We start from the raw sequence: 23,000 nt of genomic DNA, 5'->3' as shown, positions 1-23,000 counted from the left end.
AAGCGCCCGCGCCCACCGGAATCACCGGCCCGGCGCGGGCAGCCAGCCCGCATGCCCGGGGGCATGCGGGAAGGATGCATCACTTGCGATCGTCGTCCTTGACCTCGGTGAATTCCGCGTCCACCACGTCGTCGGCCTTGGCCTGCGGACCCGGCGCGTCGCCGCCGTCCTCCGGGCCGCCCTGGTTGCCGGCCGCGGCCGCCGCGTAGAGCGACTGCGCAGCCTGCTGAAGGGCGTTGGTCCTGGCCTCGATCTGGGCCTTGTCGTCGCCCTTCATGGCGGTCTCGAGCTCGGACAGCGCGCTTTCGATGCCGGCCAGCTGCTCGCCCGGGACCTTCGAACCATGCTCGGTGATCGCGGTGCGGGTGGCGTGGATCAGGCCGTCGGCGGCGTTGCGGGCGGTGACGAGCTCATGGAACTTCTTGTCCTCCTCGCGGTGCGCCTCGGCGTCGGCGACCATGCGCTGGATCTCGTCCTCGCTCAGGCCGGAACCGGCCTTGATCTCGACCTTCTGCTCCTTGCCGGTCTTCTTGTCCTTGGCCGAGACGTGCAGGATGCCGTTGGCGTCGATGTCGAAGGACACCTCGACCTGCGGCATGCCGCGCGGCGCCGGCTCGATGCCGGAGAGGTCGAACTTGGCCAGCGACTTGTTGAAGCGGGCCTGCTCGCGCTCGCCCTGCAGCACGTGCACGGTGACGGCCGACTGGTTGTCCTCGGCGGTGGAGAACACCTGCGAGGCCTTGGTCGGGATGGTGGTGTTCTTCTCGATGATCTTGGTCATCACGCCGCCCAGGGTCTCGATGCCCAGGCTCAGCGGGGTGACGTCGAGCAGCAGCACGTCCTTGACGGTGCCGGCGAGCACGCCGCCCTGCACCGCGGCGCCGATGGCCACGGCCTCGTCGGGGTTCACGTCCTGGCGCGGCTCCTTGCCGAAGAACTCGGCCACGGCCGCCTTCACCTTGGGCATGCGGGTCTGGCCGCCGACCAGGATGACGTCGGAGATGTCGGACGCGCGCAGACCGGCGTCGTTGAGCGCGACGCGGCAGGGCTCGATCGTCTTCCTGACCAGGTCGTCCACCAGCGCCTCGAGCTTGGCCCGGGTGAGCTTGATGTTCAGGTGCTTCGGGCCCGAGGCGTCGGCGGTGACGTACGGCAGGTTGACCTCGGTCTGCTGCGACGAGGACAGCTCGATCTTGGCGCGCTCGGCGGCGTCCTTCAGGCGCTGCAGGGCCAGCGGGTCCTTGCGCAGGTCGAGGCCCTGCTCCTTGTTGAACTCTTCGACCAGGTAGTCGATGACGCGGGCGTCGAAGTCCTCGCCACCCAGGAAGGTGTCGCCGTTGGTCGCCAGCACCTCGAACTGCTTTTCGCCGTCGATCTCGGCCATCTCGATGATCGAGACGTCGAAGGTGCCGCCGCCCAGGTCGTACACGGCCACCTTGCGGTCGCCGCCCTTCTTGTCCAGGCCATAGGCAAGGGCCGCGGCCGTGGGCTCGTTGATGATGCGCTTGACATCGAGGCCGGCGATGCGGCCGGCGTCCTTGGTGGCCTGGCGCTGGCTGTCGTTGAAGTAGGCCGGCACGGTGATCACGGCCTCGGTGACCGCCTCGCCCAGGTAGGCCTCGGCGGTCTTCTTCATTTTCTCGAGCACGCGCGCGGAGATCTCCTGCGGCGCCATCTTCTTGCCGTCGGCGGTCTGCACCCAGGCGTCGCCGTTGTCATGGGCCAGGATGCCGTAGGGCACCAGGTCGAGGTCCTTCTTGACCTCGGCGTCGGTGAACTTGCGGCCGATCAGGCGCTTGACGGCGTAGAAGGTGTTCTTGGGATTGGTGACGGCCTGGCGCTTGGCCGAGGCGCCGACGATGACCTCGCCGTCCTTGGTGAAGGCGACGATGGAGGGCGTGGTGCGGTCGCCCTCGGAATTCTCGATGACCTTGGCCACGCCGCCTTCCATCACGGAAACGCAGCTGTTGGTGGTGCCCAGGTCGATGCCGATGATCTTGCCCATGGTGTGACTCCCTGATCGATTCGAATCTGTATTGGCGGCGGCGGCCGCGGTTGCTTGGTATGTGGGGCCCGCCGCGAAGTGTTCAAGGCCCGTGAAAGGCTCAGCCGGCGGCGACCACCACCAGGGCGGGCCGCAGCAGGCGGTCGTGCAGGGCGTAGCCCTTCTGGAAGACCTGCAGCACGGTGCCCGGGCTCGCGTCCGGCGACTCGAGCTGGCTGATGGCCTGGTGCCACTCGGGGTCGAAGGCCTGGCCTTCGGGATCGAGCTGGGCCAGGCCGTTGTCCTCGCCCACCTTCAGCAGCTGGCGCAGGGTGAGCTCCAGGCCATCCCTGAGCGGGCCGGCGCTGTCGCCGGCGGCCTTGAGGCCGGCCTCGAGGCTGTCGAGCACCGGCAGCAGCTGGGACAGCAGCTTCTCGTTGGCGAAGCGGCGGGCCTGCTCGAGGTCGCGGGCCAGGCGCTTGCGCTGGTTGTCCAGGTCGGCCCGCTCGCGCAGGGCCTCTTCGCGGACTCCGGCCAGGGCGGCGCGCAGCTGCTCGAGTTCGTTGGCCAGGTCGTCGGTGTCGAGGTCGGGGACGTCGGCGGACGCGCTCGCGTCCGGGGTCGGGTTTTCGCTGTGCATGGGATCCTGTTCGCTGCCCCGCGTCCGGCGGGGGTCAGGCAGGCTATGGGGTCGGCGGCTCGGGATTCAAGGCGGCGCCGAGCAGGTCGGCGGTGGCCTGCACCATCGGGATGACCCGGTCGTAGGCCATGCGGGTCGGACCGATGACGCCCAGCACGCCCATCACCCGCCCCTGCGAGCGGTAGGGCGCGGTGACCACGGTGCAGGCGTCGAGCGGCGCCAGCCCGGTTTCCTCGCCGATGAACACCCGCACGCCCTGGGCCTTGAGGGTGCCCTCGAGCAGCTGGAGGATCTCGCGCTTGCGGGAGAAGGCATCGAACAGCTCGCGCAGGCGGTCGAGGTCGGACAGGTCCTGCACGCCCATCAGCCGGGTCTGGCCGGCCAGCAGCATGTCCTCGGGGCCGGGCGCGCCGTCGCCCAGGGCCTGCTCGGACAGCTCGACCACGGCGCTGAGCAGGCGCTCCATCTCGCTGCGGGTGTCGCTCAGTTCGCGCAGCAGCCGGGCCCGGATGTCGGCCAGCGGCCGGCCAGCGAAGTGGGCGTTGAGGTAGTTGGCGGCCTGCTCGAGCTCCGGGCCGGTGTAGGCCCGGCGCGGGCTGATGATGCGGTTCTGCACCTCGTTGTCGGTGAAGACCAGGATCACCAGGACGCGCTGGGCCTCGAGCGGCACGAAGTCGATGTGGCGGAAGGCGAACTGGCTGCGCTGGGGCACGGTGACCACGCCCACGAACTGGCTCATCGCCGACAGCAGCTCGCTGGTGTTCGACAGCAGGGCCTGGGTGCCGGCGCCGGCCGGCAGCTGCTCGCGCAGCTGGCGCACCTCGGCCTCCTGCAGCGGCTTCATCTGCAGCAGGCTGTCGACGAACACCCGGTAGCCCTGGGCCGTGGGCACGCGCCCGGCGGACGTGTGCGGCGCCGAGACCAGGCCGACCTCCTCGAGGTCGGCCATGATGTTGCGGATCGTCGCCGGGCTCACGTCCAGGCCCGAACGCTTGGCCAGGGTGCGCGAACCCACGGGCTCGCCGTCCCGGATGTGCTGGGCGATCAGGGTGCGCAGCAGGCGGCGGGCGCGCGGGTCCAGGTTCAGGTCCATGCCCCATAGATAAGGCCGCCGCCCCCGGCGCGCAAGACGCGGCGAATGCCTACCCGCCGGCCGGACGAGCCTGTCTTGATCCCTGAGACGGGGGCAGCGGAAGCTGCCGGCTTTGAGGCAAAATCGCCGCCACCATGCTCAGCCACCTCACGCTCCAGGATTTCGCCGTCGTCAGCCGCGCCGAACTGGCCTTCGGGCCGGGCATGACCGTGGTTTCGGGCGAAACCGGCGCCGGCAAGTCGCTGCTGGTGGACGCGCTGATGTGGCTCACCGGCGCCCGCGCCGACGCCGGCATCGTCCGCCACGGCGCCGAGCGCGCCGAGCTGGCCGCCGAGTTCAGCCTCGCCGACGCGCCGGCCGCGCGCGAGTGGCTGCGCGAGAACGAACTCGACGACGACGAGGCCTGCCAGCTGCGCCGGGTCATTCGCGCCGACGGCGGCTCGCGGGCCTGGATCAACGGCCGGCCGGCCACGCTGGGGCAACTGGCGGCCCTGGGCGGGCTGCTGGTGGAGATCCACGGCCAGCACGAACACCAGGCCCTGCTCGACCGGGGCCAGCAGCTGGCCCTGCTCGATGCCTTCGGCCAGCACGGGCCGATGCTGGCCGAGGTGCGCGACGCCGCCCGGCGCTGGGCAGGCGTCGACCGGGAGCTGGCCGAGCTGGCCCGCAGCGGCGACGTGGGCGAACGCCTCGCCTGGCTCGAACACCAGGCCGGTGAACTGGCCGACGAAGACCTGCGCCCGGAAGCGCTGGAGGAACTGGCCGCGGCGCACCGCCGCCAGGCCAATGCCGCTGGCCTGATCCAGGGCTGCCAGGCGGCGCTTGCGCGCCTGGCCGGCGACGACGGGCTGTCGCTGCAGCGCCTGCTGCACCAGACCCAGGGCGAGCTGGCGCGCCTGGCCGGCGACGAGCCGCGCCTGGCCGAGGTGCTGGCCCTGCTCGACTCCGCCGGCATCCAGCTGGCCGAGGCCGCGGCCGGGCTCGAGCGCGTGCACGACGAGCTCGACCTCGACCCGGCCCGCCTGCAGCAGCTGGAGGAACGCATGGCGCGCCTGCACGAGCTCGCGCGCAAGCACCGGGTGCCGCTCGAAGAACTGGCCGCCCGGCGCGACGCGCTACAGGAAGAACTCGAGGGCCTGGCCGGCGCCGGCGAACGCGCTGCGCGCCTGGGTCGCGAACTCGAAGTCGCGGCGCGCGAGTGGCAGGTCGCCGCGGCACGCCTGGGCCAGGCCCGCGCCCGTGCCGCCACGGCGCTGGGCGAGGCCGTGGCCGGCCTGATGGGCGAACTGGGCATGGGCGGCGGCGTGTTCACCGTCGCGCTCGAGCCGCTCGACACCACCCGCCCCACCCCGTCGGGCGCCGAGCGCTGCGAGTTCCTGGTGTCGGCCAACCCCGGCCAGCCGCCGCGGCCGCTGCGCAAGGTGGCCTCCGGCGGCGAACTGGCGCGCATCAGCCTGGCCATCGAAGTGGCCGCGCTGGGCCTGGACGCGGTGCCGACGATGGTGTTCGACGAGGTCGACACCGGCATCGGCGGCGCGGTGGCCGAGGTGGTGGGCCAGAAGCTGCGCGCGCTGGGCGCCGAGCGGCAGGTGCTGTGCGTCACCCACCTGCCCCAGGTGGCGGCCCAGGGCCACCACCACTACCGGGTCAGCAAGGCCGTCGAAGCCGACGCCACCCACAGCCAGGTCGAAGCCCTGGACGACAAGGCCCGCGTCGAAGAACTCGCCCGCATGCTCGGCGGCGTGGAGATCACCAAGGAAGTCCGCGCCAACGCCCGCCAGCTGCTATCGCGCGCGAGCGGGAAGTAGTTTTTTGCCGCGGTGCGGCAAAACCTATTTCTTCTTCCGGGCGCGCACGTACAGGACCAGCGAGTGGTCTTCGATTTCGAAGCCGTACTTGGCGGCGATCTCGTGCTGGAGGCGTTCGATCTCGGGGCTGGTGAACTCGATCACCTTGCCGGTGTCGACATCGACCATGTGGTCGTGGTGCTGGCCGCGGTCGAGTTCGTAGACCGCCTGGCCACCCTCGAAATTGTGCTTGAGCACCAGGCCGGCGCCCTCGAACTGGGTGAGCACGCGGTAGACCGTTGCCAGGCCGATGTCGTCGCCGTTCTCGAGCAGGTGCCGGTAGATGTCCTCGGCCGTCAGGTGCTTGGGGCTGGCGGTCTCGAGTACCTCGAGGATGCGCATGCGCGGATGGGTGACCTTGAGGCCGGCCTTGCGCAGGTCCTGGGATTCCATGGCGTCTCCTGAATGCGTTCCGTCAGGCCGCCGCGAGGGGCTGGCGGCTTCATCGGGTAGTGTATCATCGGGCAGTCACCGCACCCGGACCCACCCTGCAATGCGCAAGGCCTTCACGCTCCTGCTCGCCACCCTCCTCGTCGCCGGCTGCGGCATCGTCTATCGCCAGCCCGTCTTCCAGGGCAACCTGCTCGAGTCGCGCAACGTCGAACAACTGCAGGTGGGCATGACCCGCGGCCAGGTCTTCAGCCTGCTCGGTTCGCCCGCGGTCTCCGACCCGTTCCACCAGTCGCGCTGGGACTACGTGGCCACCGCGCGCCGCCGCACCGGCGACACCGAGATCAAGAACCTCACCCTGTGGTTCGAGGGTGAGGCGCTGGCCCGCTGGGAGGGCGAGTACTTCCCCGAGGCCGACAACGAACTGGCTGTCGAAATGCGCCGCTTCGGCAACATCGCGCGCGACAAGGACAAGCCGCGTCGCCCGCCGTCGGGCGGCTAAGCCTTCCCGGCTTCGCGGGCCCGGCGCCGCCGGGCCTGCATGGGATCCACCCGCAGTGGCCTGAGCACCTCGACGCGGTCGCCGTCGTGCAGCGTCGTGGCCGGCGTCGCCGCCTGCCCGTAGATGGCCAGGCCTTCGGGGTCGACGACCACGCCCGGGATGCGCGCGGACAGGTCGGCCGCCGCCAGCGCATCGGCCACCGTCGCGCCGGCCGGCAACTGCAGCGGTACCCGCCAGCAGCGGTCCGGCAGCGCGTAGACCACCTCGACCCGGAGCACGGCCTCCATCTCAGGCCCGGTCCGCCTCGCGGCAGAAGTCGTCGACCATGCGGTCGGCCAGCCCATGGAAGCCCAGCGCCAGCGCCGAGCCGAACAAACGCCCGGCGACCTCGAAATCCAGGTCCAGGCTGACCTTGCAGGCGTCCTCGGACAGGCTGTGGAAATGCCACTGCCCCGAGAGCTTGCGGAACGGGCCCTCGGCCAGCTGCAGCCGGATGCGCGTGGGCGCCTCGAGTTCGTTGCGGGTGGTGAAGCTGGTGCGCAGGCCGGCCATGCGCAGGTCGAGACGGGCCAACATGTGCGTGTCGGAGGCCTCCAGGACCCGCGAACCCTCGCACCAGGGGAAACGCGCCGGATAGCCGGCGACGTCGTTGACCAGGTCGTACATGCGCCGCGCCGAATGCCGGACCAGGGCGTGCCGGTGGATGCTCGTCATGGGCTCCTTGCCCGCCCCTCCCCCGTGCGGCCCGCGATGGGCGACAATGGCCGCCAAGGAAAGGACATGTCTAAGAAGAACAACGCCAAGAATACCGGAAGCGCCAAGGGCTCGGCGGATGGCAACAAGACCATCGCGCTCAACCGCTCGGCGCGCCACGAGTACCACCTCGAGGCCCGCTACGAGGCCGGCATCGCCCTGCAGGGCTGGGAGCTCAAGTCCATCCGCGCCGGCCGCATGAACATGGGCGATGCCTACGCCCTGGTGAAGAACGGCGAGATCTTCCTGTTCGGCGCCCAGATCACCCCGCTCAGCCAGGCCTCCACCCACGTGGTGGCCGACGACCGCCGCACGCGCAAGCTGCTGATGCACCGGCACGAGATCGACAAGCTGGTGGGCAAGGTCGAGCGCGATGGCTACACGCTCATCCCCACCGCCGCCTACTGGAAGGGCAACAAGGTCAAGCTCGAGCTGGCCCTGGCCAAGGGCAAGCAGAGCCACGACAAGCGCCAGGCCAGCAAGGACCGCGACTGGCAGCGCGAAAAAGAGCGCACCATGCGCCGGCACAACAAGAACGCGTAGCCGTCCGAAGGCTGAACGGGCAACTTGTGGTGCGGTCAGGCGAGCCCCATACTGGGCGTGTCGGTTGAACGAAACGATTTCCGCGTATCCGGGGGTGTCCTGGCTTCGACGGGGGTTGCGAAGTCGACTGGCGCATGCCGAGGGGGCAGCTTTCCTCGTTAATCCAGCGGCAAAATCATAGTTGCCAACGACGACAACTACGCTCTCGCCGCTTAAGGCGTAAGCCCCGAACCCACTTGTGTCCGTGCTCGTGGATGTAGGGTCATCATCACGGAACAGCTGCCGGCGGCGACCCGCCAACCGGTGGTCAACTTAGCGGGTGTGGGTGTCGGTGTGCTTCGCACGTTGTGTTGCCGCCATCCGAGATCGAACAACGAGCTAAGCATGTAGTGCCGGAGATGGAGTGCTCTCGGACGGGGGTTCAACTCCCCCCACCTCCACCAATACTGAAACCCCAACCGTTCTCGGTTGGGGTTTTTTCTTGCCTGATCGCGCCGGTTCCCGCGTGTTCTTGGGGGTTCTGAATCGCCCCGGCTTCTCCGGAGGCCATTTCGTTTGAGTCACGCCGCCATGGCGTGACCCGGGTTGCCGGCGTAGAACGCCGCCTCGGCTTCCGCCGGGGGTATGTTGCCGATCGACCCCAGCAGTCGTCGGTGGTTATACCAGTCGACCCAGTCCAGGGTCTCCCATTCCACCTCTTCCCGGCTGCGCCAGGAGCGGCGGTTCGTGACCTCGGTCTTGAACAGGCCGATCACGGTTTCGGCCAGCGCGTTGTCGTAGCTATCGCCGACGCTGCCCACTGACGGCTCGATGCCGGCCTCGATGGCCGCCCCGGGACATCGCGCCCGTGTCGCATTGCCCTTCAAGCACCCTGCGGTATGCTGGTCGCGTTAGCCAACCGGGGGTTTTGCGTGGGAATGATCACCTTCTGGCCGCATGTCGGCGTGACCTTCATCGCCATCGCGCTGATCGCGGTCGGCTTCACGCTGCGCGCCCGCCCGCAGGGCATCTTCCTGCTCACGCTTGGCGTGCTTTCGATGCTGGGACTGGTGGTCTACACCATCCTCAAGGCCGTCGCGGCCTGACCGGCGCGGCTATTCGGCGGCGAGCTTGCGCAGCGACAGCGCGTTGACGCAGTAGCGCAGGCCGGTCGGCGGGGGGCCGTCCGGAAACACGTGCCCCAGGTGGGCATCGCAGGCGTTGCAGAGGATCTCGACGCGGACCATGCCGTGGCTCTCGTCGCCGTGGTAGGCCACGGCCGCATCCGCCAGCGGCGCGGTGAACGAAGGCCAGCCGGTACCCGACTCGAACTTGGTGCCGGCGTCGAACAGGGGCGTGCCGCAGCAGGCGCAGCCGTAGCGGCCCGGCTCGAACAGGCCACACAGGGGCGAACTGAAGGGCCGCTCGGTGCCGGCCAGGCGGGTGACCTGGAAGACGTCCGGCGCCAGCTCAGCGCGCCACTCGGCCTCCGGTTTGTCCACGCGCCGGGGCGGCGGCGGATTGCCGCCGCGCACCCGGTCGATGACGTCCCGCCAGCGGTGCATCTCAGCCCTTGGTGTCGGGACCCAGGGCCGCCGCCACGCTCTCGCGCGCGGCATCGACGGCCGACTTGGCGGCCATCAGCGTGGCCTGGCCGGAGTCCATGTCCGACTCCAGCGCCTGGATCTGCGCCCGGGCTTGCGCCACGGCCTGCACGGCCTTGTCGGCCAGCGCCCGGTCGGCGTCGACCTGCCGGCGGGTGAGCTGGCTGCGCGCCGCCTGGGCCTCGGTGCGGGCCAGGCGATCCTCGGCCTGGTCGCGCGCCGCCTCGGCCGCGGACAGCGCCTCGCGGGCCGACTGCAGCTGGGCCTGGCGGGCCTGGACCTCCTGCATGGCCGCCTCGACCGCCGTGGCGGCCTCGCGCAGCCTGGCCTCGGCATCGGCCAGCCCGGTTTCCTGGGCGAACGCAGGCACGGCGCCGGCGGCCAGCGCCAGCGCAAGGATGGTGGTAGCGGCCAACGGCCGGTTTGCTTTCGTATCCAAGCGAATCCTCCTGTGAACCAGGCAGGCCGCCCCCTTCGGACCACGCCAACAGCCCGAGTCTAAACCGATTTCACGCAGCTGTGACAACGCCTCGGGCGTCAGGCCACGTAGACGGTCTTGATGTTGGTGAACTCGTGGATGCCGTGCTCGGCCAGCTCGCGGCCGAAACCCGAGGCCTTGGTGCCGCCGAACGGCAGGCGCACGTCGGACTTGACCAGCGAATTGACGAAACAGGCGCCGGCCTGGATGCGCCGGGCCAGGCGCTCGCCGCGGTGGGCGTCCGTGGTCCAGACGCTGGCGCCCAGGCCGAAGCGGGTGGCGTTGGCCACGCGCACCGCCTCGGCCTCGTCGGCCACGCGCAGGATCGAGGCCACCGGGCCGAACAGCTCCTCGTCCCAGGCCAGCATGCCCGGCGCCACGGCATCGAGGATGGTGGCCGGGTAGCTTGTGTCGCCCTGCCCCGGCTGGCCGCCCAGCAACACGCGCGCGCCCTGCGCGACACTGGCCATCACCTGACGGTGCAGTTCGTCGCGCAGGTCGGCGCGGGCCATCGGTGCCAGCGTGGTGGCGCCATCATTCGGGTCGCCGACCTGCAGCTGGCCGGCGGCCTCGCAGAAGGCGCGCACGAAGCGATCGGCGATGCCCGGGGTGACGATGAAACGCTTGGCGGCGATGCAGGTCTGGCCGGCATTGCCGAAGCGCGAGGCGACGGCCACCGGCACGGTCTTTTCCAGGTCGGCGTCGTCGAGCACGATGAACGGGTCGGAGCCGCCGAGCTCGAGCACGCACTTCTTCAGATGACTGCCCGCGGTCGCGGCCACGGAGCGGCCGGCGCGCTCGCTGCCGGTCAGCGTAACCGCCTGGACGCGCGGATCACCGATCACCCCGGCGGCCTGCTGGTTGTTGATGTGCAGCACGCCGAAAACGCCCGCCGGCAGGCCGGCCTCGGCCAGCACTTCGGCGATGGCGTCGGCGCAGGCCGGCACGTTGGTGGCGTGCTTGAGCAGGGCCACGTTGCCGGCCATCAGGCCCGGCGCCAGGAAGCGGAAGACCTGCCAGACCGGGAAATTCCACGGCATGATCGCCAGCACGCAGCCGATCGGCTCGTAGCGCACGTAGCTGCGCGCCGCCTCGGTGCCGATGGCCTGCTCCTGCAGGTAGCGCGCCGCGTTGTCGGCGTAGTACTCGCAGGCCGAGGCGCTCTTCTCGATCTCGGCCAGGGCCTCGCGGCGCAGCTTGCCCATCTCGGCGGTCATCGTCAGCGCCAGGTCCTCGCGCCGCGTACGCAGCGTGGCGGCGATGCGCCGCAGGTGGGCGGCGCGCTCGTCGAGCGACAGCGCCGACCAGGCCGGGAACGCGGCCGCCGAGGCGGCCAGGGCGGCCTCGATGTCGGCCGGGGCCATCTTCGGGAACGGACGCACTTCCCCGGTCCAGGGGTCGATATTGGCTTCGATCATGGTTTCAACCCTTCTGCAGCGCCAGCTGGGCGTCGCGCCGGCGCTTCTTTTCCTCGCGGCTCATCAGCCACCAGCCGATGACCGCGGCAATGGACACGGCGACGATCATCAAGGTCGCCAGCGCGTTGATCTTCGGGCTCACGCCCAGGCGCACCGACGAGAACACCTTCATCGGCAGCGTGGTGGACGAGGGGCCGGAGACGAAGCTGGCGATCACCAGGTCGTCGAGGCTGAGGGTGAAGGCCAGCAGCCAGCCGGCTACCAGTGCCGGGGCGATGATCGGCAGCGTGATCACGAAGAATACCTTCGCGCGGTTCGCGCCCAGGTCCATCGCGGCCTCCTCCAGCGAGCGGTCGAGCTCGGCCAGCCGCGAACTGATCACCACCGTGACGAAGGCCATGGCGAAGGTGACGTGGGCGATCCAGATGGTGAGCATGCCGCGCTGCGCGCCGATGCCGATGGTCGGCCCGTAGGACACGAACAGCAGCAGGATCGACAGGCCGGTGATCACCTCGGGCATCACCAGCGGCGCGGTGATCAGGCCGCCGAACACGGTCTTGCCCGGAAAGTGGCGCATCCGGACCATGGCCATCGAGGCCATCGTGCCCAGCACCACGGCCGCGCAGGCGGTCCAGAACGCCACCTGGATGCTCACCCAGGCCGCGTCCATCATCTGCTTGTCGCGGAACAGCTCGACGTACCACTTCACCGAGAAGCCCGACCACACCGTGACCAGGCGCGACTCGTTGAACGAGTAGACCATCAGGCTGAGGATGGGCGCGTACAGGAATACGAAGCCAATCACCAGCATGGTCCTGGTGAAGCCGGAGGTGCGTGCGCTGCTCACGTGAGCCTGGACTCCATTTCCTTCGACTGCGAGCGGTGGAAGATGGTGATGGGGATGATGAGCAGGGCCAGCATCACGATCGCCACCGCCGAGGCCACCGGCCAGTCGCGGTTGTTGAAGAATTCCTGCCACAGGACCCGGCCGATCATCAGCGTGTCCGGCCCGCCGAGCATCTCGGGGATGACGAATTCGCCCACCACCGGGATCAGCACCAGCATGGAGCCGGCGATGATGCCGGCCTTCGACAGCGGCAGGGTCACCGTCAGGAAGGCCTTCCAGGGCGGCGCACCCAGGTCGTTGGCGGCCTCGAGCAGGCGGTGGTCGTGCTTGACCAGGTTGGCGTAGAGCGGCAGCACCATGAACGGCAGGTAGGCATAGACGATGCCGATGTACACCGCCACCGGCGTGTGCAGGATCGCCAGCGGCTCGTCGATGAGCCCCATGCCGATGAGCATGTTGTTGAGCAGGCCGTTGTTCTTGAGGATGCCGACCCAGGCGTAGATGCGGATCAGGAAGGACGTCCAGCTGGGCAGGATGACCAGCATCAGCGCGATGTTGCGCGTGGACGGCTCCATGCGCGAGATGCCGTAGGCGATCGGGTAGCCCAGCAGCAGGCACAGGAAGGTCGAGACGACCGCGATCTCGAGCGAACTCAGGTAGGCCTTCACGTACAGGCTGTCGCGCACCAGGAACAGGTAGTTGCCGGTGTTGAGGGTGATCTCGAGCTTGTCGCCGGCCCAGGACACCAGGTCGGTGTAGGGCGGCATGGCGATGGCGGCGCTGGCGAAGCTGATCTGCAGCGCGATCGCGAACGGGATGGCGAAGAACAGCAGCATCCACAGGTAGGGCACGCCGATCACCAGCCAGCGCGGCCCGGGAAGGCGCTTGCGGACCGAGTTCAGCAGCTTGCTCACGAGGTCAGCACCACGCCGGCCTGGTCGTCCCAGCTCAGCCACACCAGGTCGTTCCAGGTGAAGCGTTCGCTGGCCCAGCGCTGGCTGTTGAGCATGTTGGCCAGCAGCTTGGTGCCGCCGGGCAGGCGCACGTGGAACACCGAGTGGCTGCCGAAATAGGCGATGTCCTCGATGGTGCCGCGCACCTTGTTGTGCGGCTGCGCCGGCTCGTCCTTGTCGACGTGGATCTTCTCCGGGCGGATGGCCAGCGCCACCTCCTGCCCCTCGAAGCCGGTGACGCCGTGGCCGACGTAGGCCAGGTGCTCCATCGCCGGGCTGGCGATGGTGATGAAGTCCTTCTCGTCGTCCTTGATGCGACCCTCGATCAGGTTCACCGAACCGATGAACTCGGCGGTGAACCGGCAGCTGGGCTGCTCGTAGATCTCGTCGGGGGTGCCGACCTGGCGGATCCAGCCCGAGTCCATGACGGCGATGCGGTGGGCCATGGTCATGGCCTCTTCCTGGTCGTGGGTGACCATCACGCAGGTCACGCCCAGGCGCTCGACGATGTTCACCAGCTCAAGCTGCATCTGCGAGCGCAGCTTCTTGTCGAGCGCACCCATCGGCTCGTCGAGCAGGAGCAGCTTCGGGCCCTTGGCCAGCGAGCGCGCCAGCGCGACGCGCTGCTGCTGGCCACCGGAGAGCTGGTGCGGCTTGCGACGCGCGTACTTCTCCATCTGCACCAGGGCCAGCATCTCCTGCACGCGCCGGGCGACCTCGGCCTTGGCCATGCCGTCCTGCTTGAGGCCGAAGGCCACGTTCTGCTCCACGCTCATGTGCGGGAACAGCGCGTAGGACTGGAACATCATGTTGATCGGCCGCTCGTAGGGCGGCAGGCCCGTGATGTCCTGGCCGTCGAGCACGATGCGGCCCTTGGTCGGCTTCTCGAAGCCGGCGAGGCAGCGCAGCAGCGTGGACTTTCCGCAACCCGAGGCGCCCAGCAGGGCGAAGATCTCGCCCTGCCGGATCGACACGCTCACGTCGTCGACCGCCACGAAGCCATCGAACTCCTTGCGCACCGCCTCGATGCGCAAGTAGTCCTCGGCGCCCAGCATGTCGTTCTTGGGTGCGCCCGCCAGGGCGCCGCTCGGGGTCGCTGCCATCGGTGCTTACTGCCCCGTCTTGAGGGTGGTCCAGTGGCGGGTGAACATGCGGTCCACCTCGGGCGGCAGCACCGCCAGCGTGAACAGCTTGGCCTTGGTCTCCTCGTCCGGGTAGATGCCCGGGTCGTTGAGCACGGCCTCGTCCACCAGCGGCAGCGCCGCCTGGTTGGCGCTGGCGTACATCACGTAGTTCTGGATGCCGGCCGTCACATCGGCGCGCATCACGTAGTCGAGGAACAGGTAGGCGTTGTCGACGTTCTTGGCGTCCTTCGGGATCGCCAGCATGTCGAACCACATCGGCGCGCCCTCCTTCGGGATCGAGTACGCCACTTCGACGGCCGGCTTGCCCGGGTTGGCCTCGGCCGCCTCGGCGGCGCGCGCCTGGGCCTGGATGATGTCGCCCGACCAGCCCACGGCCACGCAGATGTCGCCATTGGCGAGGTCGTTGATGAACTGCGAGCTGTGGAAGTAGGTGATGTGCGGACGCAGCTCCTGCAGGCGATCGACGGCCTTCTTCACCACCGCCTCGTCGAAGCTGTTGGGCTCCTCGCCGAGGTAGCGCAGCACCGGCGGAATGATCTCGGACGGGGTGTCGAGGAAGGCCACGCCGCAGCCCTTGAGCTTGGCGAGGTTCTCCGGCTCGAACACCAGCGCCCAGCTGTCCACCGGGGCGTCCTCGCCCAGGGCGGCCTTCACCTTCTCGACGTTGTAGCCGATGCCGGTGGTGCCCCACAGGTAGGGCAGCGAGTGGGCGTTGCCCGGGTCGTTCTGCGCCAGCAGCGCGAGGAAGTCCGGGTCGAGGTTGCCGTAGTTGGTGAAGCGCGACTTGTCGAGCTCCTGGAACACGCCGGCCTGCACCTGGCGCGACAGGAAGGTGAGCGACGGCACCACGATGTCGTAGCCGGTGTTGCCGGACATCAGCTTGGCTTCGAGCAGCTCGTTGGAGTCGAAGACGTCGTAGGTGACCTTGATCCCGGTCTCGGCCTCGAAGTTGGCGATGGTGTCCTCGCCGATGTAGTCGGACCAGTTGTAGATGTTGAGGACCTTGGAGCCGGCCGGCGGCGCGGCCGTACCTGCGTCACCCTGGCTGGCGGGTTGCTCGCCGCCGCAGCCGGCGAGCACGAAGGCAAGGCAAATAGCAGACATCCTGGCTTTCATCGACACACTCCCCTGAAGGTAAATGAAGCGTTCGTACTGCTGGAACCATGATACACACGGCCACGGCCGCCACGGGGGGCGGGCCGGGGCCTTTTTTCACGCGGTCGGCATGCCCAGCTCGCGGGCCGTCAGGTCCAGGGCGCGCCAGGTCTTCTCGGCCAGTTCGTCCACCTGGGCCTTGGTGATCACCAGCGGCGGCGAGAGCAGCATGGCGTCGTTGGTGGCGCGCAGGATCAGGCCGCTGCGCAGGGCGAAGTCGCGGCACATCTGCCCCACCCTGCCCCGGTCCGGGAAGTACTCGCGGGCCGGCTTGCGCGGCACCAGCTCGAGCGCGCCGACCATGCCCAGGATGCGCGCCTCGCCCACCAGGGGGTGCTCGCCCAGGGCCTTCCACTTCTCGGCCAGGTAGGGGCCGGTGTCGTTGCGGCAGGTCTCGATGATCTTCTCGTCCTGCAGGATGCGGATGTTCTCCAGCGCCACGGCGGCGCAGACCGGGTGGCCCGAATAGGTGTAGCCATGGGCCAGCTCGCCGCCCTTGGTGGCCAGCACCTCGGCCACGCGGTCGTTGAACATCACCGCGCCCAGCGGGATGTATCCCGAGGTGATGCCCTTGGCCAGGGTCATCACGTCGGGACGGAAGTCGAAGGTCTCGGCGGCGAACCAGTTGCCGGTGCGGCCGAAGCCGCAGATGACCTCGTCGGCCACCAGCAGCACGTCGTACTGGCGGCAGATGCGCTCGATCTCTTTCCAGTAGTTGCGCGGCGGGATGTACACGCCGATCGCGCCCATCACCGGCTCGCCGATGAAGGCGGCCACGTTCTCCGGCCCGAGCTCGAGGATCTTGTCCTCCAGCCGCTTGGCCGCCACCCGGCCATACTCTTCCTCGTCCATCTCGCCGCCGTCGCCGAACCAGTACGGCGGGTCGATGTGGTGGATGCCCGGGATCGGCAGCCCGCCCTGCTTGTGCATGCCCTTCATGCCGCCGAGGCTGGCGCCGGCCACGGTGGAGCCGTGGTAACCGTCGTGGCGGCTGATGAAGTTGAACTTCTCCGGCTTGCCCTGCACCGCCCAGAAGTGCCGCACCATGCGCAGGATGGTGTCGTTGGCCTCGGAGCCGGAGTTGGTGAAGAAGGCGTGGTTGAGGTCGTGCGGGGTCAGCTCGGCCAGCTTGGCCGACAGCCGCACCGTCGGCTCGGTGGTGCACTGGAAGAAGCTGTTGTAGTAGGCCAGCTCGTCCATCTGGTGCGCGGCGACCCGGCCGAGCTCCTTGCGGCCGTAGCCGACGTTGACGCACCACAGGCCGGCGAAGGCATCGAGCAGCTGGTTGCCCTCGGCGTCCCAGACATAACAGCCCTCGCCGCGGGTGAGGATGCGCGTGCCGCGCTTGGCCAGCGCCGCGTTGTCGTTGAACGGGTGCAGGTGGTGGGCGGCGTCGAGGCGCTGCAGGGTGGTGGTGTCGATTCCGGGCATGTTCGTTCCTTGGTTCAGACGTTGAGCAGGAGGAACTCGCGTTCCCAGCTGCTGATGACTCGAAGGTAGGTCTGGTGTTCCTTGTCCTTGACGGCCGTGTAGGCGCGCACGAAGCGCTCGCCCAGCAGCTCGCGCAGGGGCTTGCAGGCACGCAGCTCCGCGATCGCCTCCTCCAGCGAGCGCGGCAGGTCGTAACCCTTGGCGTGGGCGCTGCCCGAGAGCGGCTCGGTGGGCTGGAGCTTCTCCCGGATGCCCAGGTAGCCGCAGGCCAGGGTCGCCGCCAGGGCCAGGTAGGGGTTGACGTCGGAACCGGCGAAGCGGCTCTCGACGCGGGCGTTCTCGGGCGTGTCCAGCGGCACGCGCAGGCCGCAGGTGCGGTTGTCGTAGCCCCACTGCACGTTCTTGGGCGACACCTCGCCGAAGGCCAGGCGCCGGTACGAGTTCACGTTCGGACCGAAGAAGGCCATGGCCGCCGGCACGTACTTCTGCAGGCCGCCGAGGTAATGCATGAATATGTCGGTGTGCTGGCCGGCCTTGCCCGCCGAGAACACGTTCTTGCCGGTCTTGGTGCTGATCAGGCTCTGGTGGATGTGCATCGAGCTGCCCGGCTCGTTCTCCATCGGCTTGGCCAGGAAGGTGGCGTAGATGCCGTGGCGCATCGCCGCCTCGCGCATGCTGCGCTTGAACAGGAACACCTGGTCGGCGCGCGAGAGCGGGTCGGCGTGCACGAAGTTCACTTCCAGCTGGGCCGCGCCGGACTCGTGCACCAGGGTGTCGACGTCCAGGTCCATCGCCTCGCAGTAGTCGTACATCAGGTCGAGGATGGGGTCGAACTCGTTGACCGCGTCGATCGAGTAGCTCTGGCGCGCCGTCTCGGGGCGGCCATTGCGGCCGGCCGGCGGCTGCAGCGGGAAGTCCGGGTCGGTGTTGCGCTGGACCAGGAAGAACTCGAGCTCCGGCGCGATCACCGGCGCCAGGCCGATCGCATCGTAGAGCGCCAGCACGCGGCGCAGCACGTTGCGCGGCGCCAGTTCGTGCGGGCGGCCGTCCTTGGTGAAGCAGTCGTGGATGACCTGGGCGGTCGGGTCGGTGGCCCAGGGCACCATGCGGATGGTCTCCGGGTCCGGGCGCAGCATCATGTCCGAATCGGAGGGGCTGACCAGGTCGTCGTACTCGTCCGGGTAGTCGCCGGTGACGGTGGTGGCGAAGATGCCCTCGGGCAGGCGCGTGCCGTAGTCGTGCGAGAACTTGGCGGCCGGGATGATCTTGCCGCGGGCGTTGCCGGTGATGTCGGGCACCAGGCACTCGACCTCGGTGATGCGACGCTCCTTGAGCCAGCGCTTGATCTCGCTCTCCTGCTGCTCCTGCTCGGTCTGGCGGGGGATTTTCTTCTTGGCCATGGGCCTTTACTGCCTTTGTTCTGCGCGCTGGCGGCAGGCCGCCGCGAACGCCTGGAAGATGCCCAGGTAGAAAGGATTCTCGGTGACCCTCCACTCCGGGTGCCACTGCACCGCCAGGAGGAATGGATCAGGGGCATCGGGGCGGCCGCGGTCGAGGCGAACGGCCTCGACCAGGCCGTCGGGCGCCGTCGCCTCCACCACCAGGCCGGGGGCGAGGTCGCGCAGGCCCTGGCCGTGCAGGGAATTGACCATCACCTCGCGCGTGCCGGCGATGCGGTGCAGCCAGCCGCCCTCGGCCAGCTCGACCGGGTGCGACGGCGCGTACTGCACGCCCAGCGGCTCGGACTTGTCCTCGCGGTGGTCATTGAAGCCGACGATCTCGTGCACCTTCTGGTGCAGGGTGCCACCCAGCGCCACGTTCACTTCCTGCAGGCCGCGGCAGATGGCCAGCACCGGCAGGCCGCGCCCGATCGCCAGCCGCACCAGGCCCAGCGTGTTCGCGTCGCGGGCCGGGTCGTGCAGGTTGCCCTCGTAGCTCGATTCGTTGCCGTAGTGGTGCGGCTCGATGTTGCTGGGCGCGCCGGTGAGCAGCAGGCCGTCGAGCTGGTCGAGCAGGTCGTCGTGCCCGAGCGGCGGCGCCAGCGAGGGCAGCAGCACCGGCAGGCAACCGGCTCCGTCCACTACCGCCCGCACGTATTTCTCGCCCACCGCCTGGAAGGGGTGGTGACCGAACTGCTTGCGATCGCAGGGCAGGCCGACCAGCGGGCTTGGACGCATACGAGCCTCGGCGAGGGGATGGCCGACCTTACCCCGGCCGTTTGATTTTATCAACGCGGGGGTCCAAATGATGAGGATTCTTTACATTGCGGACGCCGATGCTAGACTCCGGCGACCGCCGCGGATGCCCCGAAATGACCCAACTCGCCCTGCCCGACCAAGACGCCGCCACCCTGGCCCAGCTCCGGGACTGCGAGCAGGTCGACCTGCTGCTGCCGGACATGAACGGCCTGCTGCGCGGCAAGCGCATCAGCCGCGACGCGCTGGAGAAGATCTACAAGGACGGCGTCTGCCTGCCGATGTCGCTGATCGCCACCGACATCACCGGCAACACCGTCGAGGAAACCGGCCTGGGCTACGACATCGGCGACGAGGACCGCATCTGCCGGCCGGTGCCGGGCAGCCTGCGGCCCGTGCCCTGGCAGCCCCGCCCCTCGGCCCAGCTGCTGCTGCAGATGGAAGACGGCGCTGGCGGCCTGTTCGAAGTGCAGCCGCGAGAAGTACTGCGGCGCGTGCTGACCGAGTACCAGGCCCAGGGCCTGACCCCGGTGGTGGCGGTGGAACTGGAGTTCTACCTGCTCGACAACCAGCTCGACGGACGCGGCCACCCGCAGGTGGCGCGCAACCCGGGCACCGGCGAGCGCAACCTCAGTACGCAGGTCTATTACATCCAGGACCTTGACGACTACCGCGAATTCACCGACGAGGTCGCCGCCGCCTGCCGCGCCCAGGGCATCCCGGCCGACACCGCCGTGGCCGAATACGCACCCGGCCAGTTCGAGATCAACCTCAAGCACCGCGCCGACGCGCTGCAGGCCTGCGACGACGCGATCATGCTCAAGCGCGCCATCAAGGCCGTCGCCACCCGGCGCGGGCTGCTGGCCAGCTTCATGGCCAAGCCTTTCGCCGACCAGGCCGGAAGCGGCGCGCACATCCACGCCAGCGTGCTCGACGCGCAGGGCAAGAACATCTTCGCCTGCGAGCCGTCCGCGCCCAGCGACGCGCTGCGCCACGCCGTGGCCGGCCTGCAGGCCGCCAGCCGCGACTGCATGCTGATGTTCGCGCCGCACGCCAACAGCTACCGGCGCTTCGTGCTCAACGCCTTCGTGCCGCTCAACGACGCCTGGGGCTTCAACAACCGCACGGTGGCCATGCGCATCCCGCACAGCAACCGCGACAACGTGCGCATCGAGCACCGCATCGCCGGTGCCGACGCCAACCCCTACCTGGTCACCGCCGCGGTGCTGGCCGGCATGCTGCAGGGCCTGCGCGACAAGGGCGACCCGGGCGCGCCGACGGTGGGCAACGCCTACGAGCAGGGCGAGCCGCGCGAGCTGTACTGGCGCGACACCCTGCAGGATTTCCTGGCCAGCGACTTCGTCGTGCGGCACTTCGGCGAGCGCTTCCGGCACATCTACGGCCAGCAGAAGCTCAAGGAGCTGCGCAGCTTCCAGCGCGAGGTGACCTCGCTGGAAGTCGACTGGTACCTGCGGCAGGTCTGACATGGCCGTGCGCAAGCCCGCGGCGCACGTGGACTCGTGGTACTCGCGTTCGGCCACGCCTTCGCCGGCGAGGCCGGCGCTCGGGGGACGCATCCGCTGCGACGTGGCGGTGATGGGCGCCGGGCTTTCCGGCCTTTCGGCCGCGCTCGAACTGGCCGAAGCCGGCCTGGACGTGGTGGTGCTCGAGGCCGAACGCGTGGGCTGGGGCGCCAGCGGCCGCAACGGCGGCCAGGTGATCTTCGGTTTCGGCTGCGACCAGTCGAAGATCGCGGCAATGCTCGGCCCCGAGGAATCGAAACGGCTGTTCGACTGGTCGGTCGAAGGCGTCGAGCTGGTGAAGCAACGCATCGCCCGGCACGGCATCGACGCGCACTGGCGCGACGGCCACGCCCACGTGGCGATCAAGCCGCGCCACGTCGCCGAGCTCAAGGGCTGGCAGGCCGACCTGGCGAACAACTACGGCTACGCCGTGGACTGGTGGGAGCGCGAGCAGCTGCAGGCCGTGCTGCCCAGCCCGCGCTACATCGGCGCCTTGTTCGACCCGCGCTCGGGCCACCTGCATCCGCTCAACTACACCCTGGGCGTCGCCCGCGCCGCCGAGGCGGCCGGCGCACGCATCTTCGAGCGCAGCGAGGTGCTTTCGCTAACGCGCGGCGCGCGGCCCGTGCTGCGCACCGCCAGCGGCGAGGTCGAGGCCGGCTTCGTCGTGCTGGCCGGCAACGCGCTCGCCCATGGCATCGCGCCGGAGCTCGACAGCAAGATCATGCCGGTGGGCACCTACGTCGGCGCCACCGAGCCGCTGGGCGAAGAGCGCGCCCGCGCCCTGATCCGCAACGACATGGCCGTGGCCGACATCAACTGGGCGCTGGACTACTTCCGGCTCAGCGCCGACCACCGGCTGCTTTTCGGCGGCCGCGCCAGCTACTCCACCCTGCCCCCGCCCAACCTGCCGGGCGTGATGACCGGGCGCCTGCGCCGGGTTTTCCCGCAGCTGGCCGACGTGAAGTTCGAGCAGGTCTGGGGCGGACTGATCGACATCAGCCTCAACCGCGCCCCGCACTGGGGCCGGCTGGGCGACAACGTCTATTTCGCCCAGGGTTTCAGCGGCCACGGCGTGGCCGCCACCGGCCTGGCCGGCCGGGTCATCGCCGAGGCCATCCGCGGCCAGGCCTCGCGCCTGGACGCCTTCGCCCGCATCCCGCACCGCCCCTTCCCCGGCGGCCGCGCCCTGCGCACGCCCCTGCTGGTCGCCGCGATGGCGTGGTACAAGCTGCGTGATGCGCTCTGGTAAACACAACACGCCGTGGCGGCGCAGGCAATCGCCGAGCTTGCCTCGAATCGCCTTCCTTGTGCTCCTCCTGTCCCTAGCGGTCGCCGCGGCTATCCATTTCGGCCAATCGCCCCCCGCTGCCCCGGCGCCATTAGGTGCGGATCGGATCAAGACCCCTGCCTTGGATATCGCCGACCTCCGGCATCGCCAGGCAATCCATGCACTCCGTGAGATGCAGGTCAATCGCTATCGCGGCGAATGGCTTGGCGATGTATGCGGCTTCGAATCCACGAACGCGCCGGAGATCTATGTGCTCTCGCGCACAAGCATCCCGATCGGGGGACAAATGAGGGCCGCGCGGGTAACCATTCGATTGGAACGCGGCGGTGAGGTCACGCACGAATTGATGGAAAGCCCCTTTGATTGGGAAGTGACCTCCACAACCAAGAACGCCCTCGACGCCTCATCGGCCGAGGCCTTCCGGACCATGCTGCTCGAGGGAAATTTTCCTCAGATGGCATCGGACCAGGACCCTGGGTTCTGCGACGGGGACACGGACACGCTGGAGTCCTGCGTCAGGGGGCGCTACTTCGGGATTATCCGGCGCTGCGAGCAGGCGGGTGACACGCCGCTGCTTCGCCCGCTGGCCGACGCCATCGAAGCCTTCGCGCTCGGCGAGCAGACGATACGGCGCTGACTAGCTCCGCGGCGTCCAGGCCGGCGGCTTCTGGCCCATCTCCAGCACGTGCTTGCGGTAGACGATCGCGCCGCTGATGAGCGCGTTGGTCTTGACGAAGGCGATGGGCAGGCCGGGTTCGGCATCCAGCACCAGTTCGGCCTGAAGGCCGGCAGCCTGAAGCAGCGCGACGGCGTCGCGCGCCGCGGCCTCGGGATCGTCGACCACGAAGCCCAGCGCACCGGCGGGCTGGCCCAGCGCATTGAACATCTCCGGGCTCGGATGGTTGATGATCGTGCCGTTGCTGAAGACGGTGCGGTCGACCCCCGGCGAATCGATGCGAAAGCGCGGCCGGTGGCCCTGGTTCTGCATCAGCTGCTCCAGCGCGATGAGCGCCTCGGGCGAGCTGGCCGAGAACACGTGATAGTCCCTGTCGGGGAACGGCAGCGGGTTGCGGTCGGTGATCAGCGCCACCAGGAAGGCGACCAGCCCCAGGACGCCGAGGGCGACCAGGTAAACCACGACGCTGGGTACGGCGATGGTCCGTCCGGACATGGCGGGCTCCCCTTGTTTGCCTGAATGCAGCAAACGGGCGCCGGCGCCATTTCCGGCC

At 69.1% G+C, this 23,000-nt stretch carries 24 protein-coding genes, 1 other RNA gene and 1 pseudogene; 8 read left to right on the top strand and 18 right to left on the bottom strand.

The window, feature by feature from the left end; translation table 11 throughout:
• Positions 1 to 79 precede the first annotated feature (79 nt).
• The 3 genes from dnaK to hrcA all read right to left on the bottom strand — a co-directional run bounded on the left by dnaK (position 80) and on the right by hrcA (position 3,717).
• Positions 80 to 2,005: a molecular chaperone DnaK gene (gene dnaK, locus C6N40_RS09095; RefSeq protein WP_106990703.1), complete on the bottom strand. Its 1,926-nt coding sequence runs from the start codon at positions 2,003 to 2,005 to the stop codon at positions 80 to 82.
• 100 nt (positions 2,006 to 2,105) lie between these two features.
• A complete protein-coding gene (gene grpE / locus C6N40_RS09090) occupies positions 2,106 to 2,624 on the bottom strand; it encodes a nucleotide exchange factor GrpE (RefSeq protein ID WP_106990702.1) in 519 nt (172 codons plus the stop codon).
• A 43-nt stretch (positions 2,625 to 2,667) separates the two neighbouring features.
• A complete protein-coding gene (gene hrcA / locus C6N40_RS09085) occupies positions 2,668 to 3,717 on the bottom strand; it encodes a heat-inducible transcriptional repressor HrcA (RefSeq protein ID WP_106990701.1) in 1,050 nt (349 codons plus the stop codon).
• A gap of 134 nt (positions 3,718 to 3,851) precedes the next feature.
• Between hrcA and recN the strand changes: the two genes are divergently transcribed.
• Entirely contained in the window at positions 3,852 to 5,525 is a 1,674-nt protein-coding gene (gene recN / locus C6N40_RS09080) for a DNA repair protein RecN (protein ID WP_106990700.1), read from the top strand.
• A gap of 24 nt (positions 5,526 to 5,549) precedes the next feature.
• Here recN and fur read toward each other — a convergent pair whose 3' ends face one another.
• Positions 5,550 to 5,957, bottom strand: a complete 408-nt coding sequence (gene fur, locus C6N40_RS09075) for a ferric iron uptake transcriptional regulator (RefSeq protein ID WP_106990699.1) — start codon at positions 5,955 to 5,957, stop codon at positions 5,550 to 5,552.
• Between the two features lie 100 nt (positions 5,958 to 6,057).
• Between fur and C6N40_RS09070 the strand changes: the two genes are divergently transcribed.
• Entirely contained in the window at positions 6,058 to 6,456 is a 399-nt protein-coding gene (locus tag C6N40_RS09070; protein WP_106990698.1) for an outer membrane protein assembly factor BamE, read from the top strand.
• Here C6N40_RS09070 and C6N40_RS09065 read toward each other — a convergent pair.
• Complete coding sequence (locus C6N40_RS09065; RefSeq protein ID WP_106990697.1) at positions 6,453 to 6,743, bottom strand: RnfH family protein; 291 nt, start codon at positions 6,741 to 6,743, stop codon at positions 6,453 to 6,455. The genes C6N40_RS09070 and C6N40_RS09065 overlap by 4 nt on opposite strands.
• Position 6,744: 1 nt before the next feature.
• The gene (locus C6N40_RS09060) at positions 6,745 to 7,170 is read right to left on the bottom strand and encodes a type II toxin-antitoxin system RatA family toxin (protein WP_106990696.1); all 426 of its coding nucleotides are present in this window, start codon (positions 7,168 to 7,170) and stop codon (positions 6,745 to 6,747) included.
• A gap of 66 nt (positions 7,171 to 7,236) precedes the next feature.
• Between C6N40_RS09060 and smpB the strand changes: the two genes are divergently transcribed.
• Together smpB and ssrA are read left to right on the top strand one after the other, a co-directional pair.
• Positions 7,237 to 7,752, top strand: coding sequence for an SsrA-binding protein SmpB (gene smpB / locus C6N40_RS09055; protein WP_106990695.1), 516 nt, complete (start codon positions 7,237 to 7,239; stop codon positions 7,750 to 7,752).
• 90 nt (positions 7,753 to 7,842) lie between these two features.
• Positions 7,843 to 8,195, top strand: a transfer-messenger RNA (tmRNA) gene (ssrA, locus tag C6N40_RS09050).
• Between the two features lie 117 nt (positions 8,196 to 8,312).
• Here ssrA and C6N40_RS09045 read toward each other — a convergent pair.
• A pseudogene (locus tag C6N40_RS09045) lies at positions 8,313 to 8,573 on the bottom strand (integrase core domain-containing protein); the annotation flags it as partial.
• Between the two features lie 96 nt (positions 8,574 to 8,669).
• On the opposite strand from C6N40_RS09045, the gene C6N40_RS14080 reads away from it, so the two are divergent.
• Complete coding sequence (locus C6N40_RS14080; protein ID WP_162782167.1) at positions 8,670 to 8,837, top strand: hypothetical protein; 168 nt, start codon at positions 8,670 to 8,672, stop codon at positions 8,835 to 8,837.
• A 9-nt stretch (positions 8,838 to 8,846) separates the two neighbouring features.
• Here C6N40_RS14080 and msrB read toward each other — a convergent pair whose 3' ends face one another.
• The 10 genes from msrB to C6N40_RS08995 all read right to left on the bottom strand — a co-directional run bounded on the left by msrB (position 8,847) and on the right by C6N40_RS08995 (position 18,939).
• Positions 8,847 to 9,296 (bottom strand): peptide-methionine (R)-S-oxide reductase MsrB, encoded by a 450-nt coding sequence (gene msrB / locus C6N40_RS09040; protein ID WP_106990694.1) that lies wholly within the window; start codon positions 9,294 to 9,296, stop codon positions 8,847 to 8,849.
• Position 9,297: 1 nt separating this feature from the next.
• Positions 9,298 to 9,774, bottom strand: coding sequence for an HlyD family secretion protein (locus C6N40_RS09035; protein ID WP_162782166.1), 477 nt, complete (start codon positions 9,772 to 9,774; stop codon positions 9,298 to 9,300).
• Positions 9,775 to 9,872: 98 nt separating this feature from the next.
• Positions 9,873 to 11,231, bottom strand: a complete 1,359-nt coding sequence (locus C6N40_RS09030; protein WP_106990692.1) for an NAD-dependent succinate-semialdehyde dehydrogenase — start codon at positions 11,229 to 11,231, stop codon at positions 9,873 to 9,875.
• 4 nt (positions 11,232 to 11,235) lie between these two features.
• On the bottom strand, positions 11,236 to 12,042 hold the full coding sequence (locus tag C6N40_RS09025; RefSeq protein WP_106990733.1) for an ABC transporter permease subunit: 807 nt from the start codon (positions 12,040 to 12,042) through the stop codon (positions 11,236 to 11,238).
• Positions 12,043 to 12,074: 32 nt separating this feature from the next.
• Positions 12,075 to 12,983, bottom strand: a complete 909-nt coding sequence (locus C6N40_RS09020; RefSeq protein WP_205208587.1) for an ABC transporter permease subunit — start codon at positions 12,981 to 12,983, stop codon at positions 12,075 to 12,077.
• 5 nt (positions 12,984 to 12,988) lie between these two features.
• Positions 12,989 to 14,086 (bottom strand): ABC transporter ATP-binding protein, encoded by a 1,098-nt coding sequence (locus C6N40_RS09015; protein ID WP_106990731.1) that lies wholly within the window; start codon positions 14,084 to 14,086, stop codon positions 12,989 to 12,991.
• Between the two features lie 54 nt (positions 14,087 to 14,140).
• Positions 14,141 to 15,292 (bottom strand): extracellular solute-binding protein, encoded by a 1,152-nt coding sequence (locus C6N40_RS09010; protein WP_106990691.1) that lies wholly within the window; start codon positions 15,290 to 15,292, stop codon positions 14,141 to 14,143.
• Between the two features lie 96 nt (positions 15,293 to 15,388).
• Positions 15,389 to 16,762 (bottom strand): aspartate aminotransferase family protein, encoded by a 1,374-nt coding sequence (locus C6N40_RS09005; protein WP_106990690.1) that lies wholly within the window; start codon positions 16,760 to 16,762, stop codon positions 15,389 to 15,391.
• 14 nt (positions 16,763 to 16,776) lie between these two features.
• Positions 16,777 to 18,162: a glutamine synthetase family protein gene (locus C6N40_RS09000; RefSeq protein WP_106990689.1), complete on the bottom strand. Its 1,386-nt coding sequence runs from the start codon at positions 18,160 to 18,162 to the stop codon at positions 16,777 to 16,779.
• Between the two features lie 6 nt (positions 18,163 to 18,168).
• Positions 18,169 to 18,939, bottom strand: coding sequence for a gamma-glutamyl-gamma-aminobutyrate hydrolase family protein (locus C6N40_RS08995; RefSeq protein WP_106990688.1), 771 nt, complete (start codon positions 18,937 to 18,939; stop codon positions 18,169 to 18,171).
• A gap of 134 nt (positions 18,940 to 19,073) precedes the next feature.
• On the opposite strand from C6N40_RS08995, the gene C6N40_RS08990 reads away from it, so the two are divergent.
• The 3 genes from C6N40_RS08990 (at position 19,074) to C6N40_RS08980 (ending at position 22,408) form a co-directional block, all read left to right on the top strand.
• Positions 19,074 to 20,441, top strand: coding sequence for a glutamine synthetase family protein (locus C6N40_RS08990; protein ID WP_106990687.1), 1,368 nt, complete (start codon positions 19,074 to 19,076; stop codon positions 20,439 to 20,441).
• Position 20,442: 1 nt separating this feature from the next.
• The gene (locus C6N40_RS08985) at positions 20,443 to 21,732 is read left to right on the top strand and encodes an NAD(P)/FAD-dependent oxidoreductase (protein ID WP_106990686.1); all 1,290 of its coding nucleotides are present in this window, start codon (positions 20,443 to 20,445) and stop codon (positions 21,730 to 21,732) included.
• A 160-nt stretch (positions 21,733 to 21,892) separates the two neighbouring features.
• Complete coding sequence (locus C6N40_RS08980; RefSeq protein ID WP_162782165.1) at positions 21,893 to 22,408, top strand: hypothetical protein; 516 nt, start codon at positions 21,893 to 21,895, stop codon at positions 22,406 to 22,408.
• Here C6N40_RS08980 and C6N40_RS08975 read toward each other — a convergent pair whose 3' ends face one another.
• Positions 22,409 to 22,942 carry a hypothetical protein gene (locus C6N40_RS08975; RefSeq protein WP_162782164.1) on the bottom strand — a complete coding sequence of 178 codons (534 nt, stop codon included), beginning with the start codon at positions 22,940 to 22,942 and terminating at the stop codon, positions 22,409 to 22,411.
• Positions 22,943 to 23,000: the final 58 nt, after the last annotated feature.

The organism is Arenimonas caeni (assembly GCF_003024235.1).
In the GTDB taxonomy this organism is placed as follows: domain Bacteria; phylum Pseudomonadota; class Gammaproteobacteria; order Xanthomonadales; family Xanthomonadaceae; genus Arenimonas; species Arenimonas caeni.
The sequence above is the reverse complement of the archived record's forward strand: the minus strand, read 5'-3'. Positions and strand labels throughout refer to the sequence as shown.